This window comes from uncultured Prevotella sp., assembly GCF_946407605.1.
Lineage (GTDB): Bacteria > Bacteroidota > Bacteroidia > Bacteroidales > Bacteroidaceae > Prevotella.
In genome coordinates this window covers 1-4,482 of record NZ_CAMJOS010000068.1, presented here as the reverse complement: position 1 = coordinate 4,482, position 4,482 = coordinate 1, and the positions used below count along the sequence as shown (strand labels likewise).

At 45.7% G+C, this 4,482-nt stretch carries 3 protein-coding genes and 2 rRNA genes; 1 reads left to right on the top strand and 4 read right to left on the bottom strand.

The features are described from left to right. On the top strand, window positions 1-956 hold a 956-nt coding region (locus tag Q0R57_RS14550), incomplete at its 5' end, for a DUF1846 domain-containing protein (RefSeq protein WP_294749201.1). Between the two features lie 78 nt (window positions 957-1,034). Here Q0R57_RS14550 and Q0R57_RS14545 read toward each other — a convergent pair. The 4 genes from Q0R57_RS14545 to Q0R57_RS14530 all read right to left on the bottom strand — a co-directional run. Then, window positions 1,035-3,236 carry a S9 family peptidase gene (locus tag Q0R57_RS14545; RefSeq protein WP_294749202.1) on the bottom strand — a complete coding sequence of 734 codons (2,202 nt, stop codon included), beginning with the start codon at window positions 3,234-3,236 and terminating at the stop codon, window positions 1,035-1,037. Between the two features lie 19 nt (window positions 3,237-3,255). Further along, window positions 3,256-3,624, bottom strand: a complete 369-nt coding sequence (locus Q0R57_RS14540; RefSeq protein WP_294749199.1) for a hypothetical protein — start codon at window positions 3,622-3,624, stop codon at window positions 3,256-3,258. A 322-nt stretch (window positions 3,625-3,946) separates the two neighbouring features. After that, window positions 3,947-4,059: ribosomal RNA gene (rrf, locus tag Q0R57_RS14535) — 5S ribosomal RNA — on the bottom strand. A 215-nt stretch (window positions 4,060-4,274) separates the two neighbouring features. After that, window positions 4,275-4,482: ribosomal RNA gene (locus tag Q0R57_RS14530) — 23S ribosomal RNA — on the bottom strand; the annotation flags it as partial.

Below are 4,482 nucleotides of genomic sequence, written 5' to 3'. Positions count from 1 at the left end.
TCGTCATCGTCACCGCCCCCGGACCTGGTAGTGGTAAAATGGCCACCTGTCTCTCGCAGCTTTATAACGAAAATAAGCGTGGCATCCGTGCGGGATATGCTAAATTCGAAACGTTCCCCGTATGGAGCCTGCCGCTGAAGCACCCCGTAAATATTGCCTATGAGGCTGCTACAGCCGACTTGAACGATGTTAACATGATTGACCCCTTCCATTTGGAAGCATACGGAAAAACGGCTGTTAACTATAATCGCGACGTCGAGATATTCCCCGTACTGAATGCCCTCTTTGAAGGTATCTACGGCGAGAATCCCTACAAGAGTCCTACAGATATGGGCGTTAACATGATTGGATTCTGCATCTCAGATGATGAGGTTTGCTGCAAAGCTTCGAAAGACGAGATTATTCGTCGCTTCTATGCTGCAACTAACAAGCTGGCTGATGGTGCCGACAACGAAAATGAGGTTAGTAAGATTCGTCTACTGTTCAATCAGGCAAAGATTACGACGGCCTTCCGTCCCGTTACCACTGCTGCCTATGAAAAGCAGTTGGAGAGTGGACATACGGCTGCCGCTATTGAACTGGAGGATGGTACCATTATCACCGCCAAGTCCTCACCGTTGCTGGGATGTTCGGCAGCGCTGCTTCTCAATGCTACCAAATATCTGGCAGGTATCGATCATGAGGCAAAACTGATTCCCCAAAGTCTTATTGAACCCGTTCAGAAAACTAAGACAGAATATCTTGGAGCCAAGAATCCAAGACTGCATACCGACGAGGTATTGGTTGCCTTAAGTGTTGTCTCACAATACGATGAGAACTGCCGACATGCCCTTGAGCAACTTCCCTTGTTACGAGATTGTCAGGTACACTCGACGGTAATGCTATCGGAAGTGGACCGCAAAATCTTCAAGAAACTGGGCTGTGGCTTGACCTGTGACCCCGTCAGGAAAAAATAATCGAAATATCGGAATAACGGAATACCGAAATACCATTATAACGAAAAAAGGGAACCCTCAAACGGATTCCCTTTTCTGTTATTTCAGTTCTTCCTTAAAGAACTTCACACATTGTCGGAACAGATGGTTGCGCGTATTCCCGCCATAAATACTGTGGTTGCGGTTGGTATATACCAGCTGACGGAAATCCTTGTCGGCCTGTACCAATGCTTCTGTATATTCTGCCGTATTGCGGAAGTGAACATTATCATCAGCCATACCGTGACAAAGCAGTAGTGACCCGTGCAGTTTTGCTGCACGGCTAATCGGACAATCGTCATAGCCTTCGCCATTCTCCTTCGGAGTGCGCATAAATCGTTCTGTATAGACACTATCATAGAAACGCCATGAGGTGGGAGGAGCTATGGCAATGCCAGCACGGAACACTTCCCTACCCTCAGACATAGACATTAACGTATTAAAGCCTCCGAAACTCCAGCCCCAGATGGCGATGCGTTCCTTATCGACATACGCCTGCTGACCTAACCAAAGGGCTGTCTCCACCTGGTCTCGTGCTTCAAGCTGTCCCAACTTCAGATAGGTACACTTCTCAAAATCAGCACCTCGTCCACCGGTTCCACGATTGTCGACACAAACGCAGAGGAAGCCCTGCTGACACAAGTATTGCTCCAAAATGGCTCCCTGACCAGACATACCGATATTCCAACGGTTGGCCACCTGCTGATTACCAGGTCCACCATACTGATACATAATAACGGGATAGCGTTTCGACGCATCAAAATTAGCAGGCTTTATAAGCCAGCCGTTCAATTGGATACCCTCTGACGTGGTGAAGGTAAAGAGTTCGCGTTTGCCTAACTGATAGCCAGCAAGCTGCTGTTGCAACGCCTTGTTGTCAATTAGTGTCACCAATTCCTTGCCAACATTGTTGCACAGCGAATAGACAGGAGGCGTATCAATATTGCTCCATGTATGGATGAAATACTTGAAGTCTTTACTGAAAATGGCCGTATTCCAACCAGCTTTGGGGGTCAGGCACTCACGCTTACCGTTCTGATGTGCTACCCACACTCGTTGGTCTGTAGCACCATTCTCGTGGGAAGCATAGTAGACATTACCTGTCTGCTCATCATATCCATATACGTCACTAACCTCATACTGGCCATCGTCCACCTGACGCAACAACTGCCCATTCTGATTGTAAAGATACAGATGCATCCAACCAGAACGGTCACTGGGCACTAGAATATGGCGATCGGTAATCTGAATACCATCCATCGCCTCTTCTCGAACGTACCTGTTAACCTTCTCCTCAATAATCTGCTTACAAACTGTTGACAAGGGGTTACACATAAAAATACGTAGGCAGTCTTGATGACGGTTCAGTGTATATACAGCCACCTGCTGTGGCTGATTGGTCATTTTCAGACGAGGAACATAGTCCTCATCGCCAAGTGGCAACTGCAACTGACGTGTCTGACGGCTACTGATGTCGAAACTCCAAACTGTCACCTTCGAATTCTCCTCACCGGCAATAGGATATTTATAGGTGTAAGCACCAGGATAGTCAGCAAATTCCTGACGTTCTGGCTTCAAGCCCTTAAACAAAGGCATAGAGAATTCCTTCACGGCCTTCTCGTCGTAACGCACCCACACCAATTGTTTGCTGTCGGCAGTGAATACCATCGAGCGGGCCAGGCCAAACTCCTCTTCGTTGACCCAATCAGGAATACCATTGATGACTTCATTACGCTCCCCGTCTTTCGTAATCTGTACTTCCGCATTATCATATAACAACTTGATTATAAAGATGTTATTATCTCTTACAAAAGCTATTTGAAGACCGTCAGGAGAGAACAAAGGCGTTTGTTGGGGACCATTCTCCGACAAAGGAGCCAAACGGTTATTGCGAACCGTATAGATGTAATAATTAGCGGTAAACGAATGACGATAGATACGCTTTGACTGGGTTTGGATAAGCAGACGCTGTCCATCAGGACTGACAATATAGTCCTCTATTTCATCTATCGTCGCACCTTTAGCTGTTTTCGAATCAAACAGTACACCAACCTGTTTACCCGTCTTGAACGAGTACTGCTCGATGCGCTGGCCGTCACTGCTAAGTTGGGCATACGATTCTCCATCACTCAAGGGCTTTACTGCGGCCATTGACTCACCACGAAATACTCCTTTCGTAATGTCCTTCAAATCCAAATACTGAGCAGGAACATACCCAATGCCCAACAAAGCCATTACACAGAGTGATAATAGTTTTTTCATCATCGTTCTCATCATATTTCTATCTTTTATTCATATATAATCTCACTGCTTCTTCTATGCTCTCTGATTTCATCATTTCCTTAATCTCAGGCATCTTCAACGCCTCTTTCAAATCATCCTCACTAACTGTCAGACGAACCCTTCCTAGCACACCGATAGAGATGGGGAGAAACATTTCCTGATACATCAGCACACCCACAGTATAAAATGTATGGTCATGCACGAACAGATTCTTCGACAAATAGTCATCAAGCATATTCAAGGTCGTCATCGTACCCATCGTAGCAAATTCTACAGTCTGTGGATTCTCGTGCAATTCGCGGTCTACTACATTCGCAACAGCGATTTTAACGGCATTGTAATGCTCAGACCTATCTGGTTTTGTCATAGTCAGAACTAAGAGTCCGACTATAACAACACACAAGATTATCAACAGTATCTTCTTCATACTTTGCCATTTTCATCGCAAAGTTACGAAAAAACGAGAGAAATGCAAAAGAAAAGCTCACTTTTCTATGCATTTCCGAGTGCTTAGTAAGTTCGGCGAAGCCAAAATTACGAAAAGTTGAGCGCAAAACAAAGAAACTCGTTTCTTTTTTTGCCGAGACGGAGTAATTTCGCTATTTTTGATAGCAAAATTACGAAAAGTTGAGCGCAAAACAAAAAAAACAGTCCCATAATCTTACGACTACAGGACTATTCTCTTGAAAAAGTGGCGGCCTCCTACTCTCCCGCATTGCATTGCAGTACCATCGGCGCAGGCGGGCTTAACTTCTCTGTTCGGAATGGGAAGAGGTGGGACCCCGCCGCAATAACCACCTGATAAGTCTTCGAATTAGTAATGAGTAATTAGTAATGAGTAATTATGATTACTACATATTACTGAATGGACTCACCAACTAACCGTATAGGTGACAATCTTCACAAGCAAGCTGCAGTATTGGATCATACCAACACCTGAAAATATGAATGTTACTGCTCCCGGTCTAATCATAATTACTAATTACTCATTACTAATTACTCATTAAACTGCTGAGCAAAGCGAAAGCTATCGGGCAATTAGTAGTGCTCGGCTTTGACGTCGCCGTCTTTACACCTGCACCCTATCAACGTCCTCGTCTGGGACGACCCTCAATGGAGTCCTCATCTTGCGGATGGCTTCGCACTTAGATGCTTTCAGCGCTTATCCAAACCAGACGCGGATACCCGGCGGTGCACCTGGCGGCACAACCGGCAAACCGGAGGT

Coding starts and splice junctions, on each gene's coding strand:
- Q0R57_RS14545 (WP_294749202.1), bottom strand. CDS start 3,236: ATGAAAAAACTATTATCACTCTGTGTAATGGCTTTGTTGGGCATTGGG.
- Q0R57_RS14540 (WP_294749199.1), bottom strand. CDS start 3,624: ATGACAAAACCAGATAGGTCTGAGCATTACAATGCCGTTAAAATCGCT.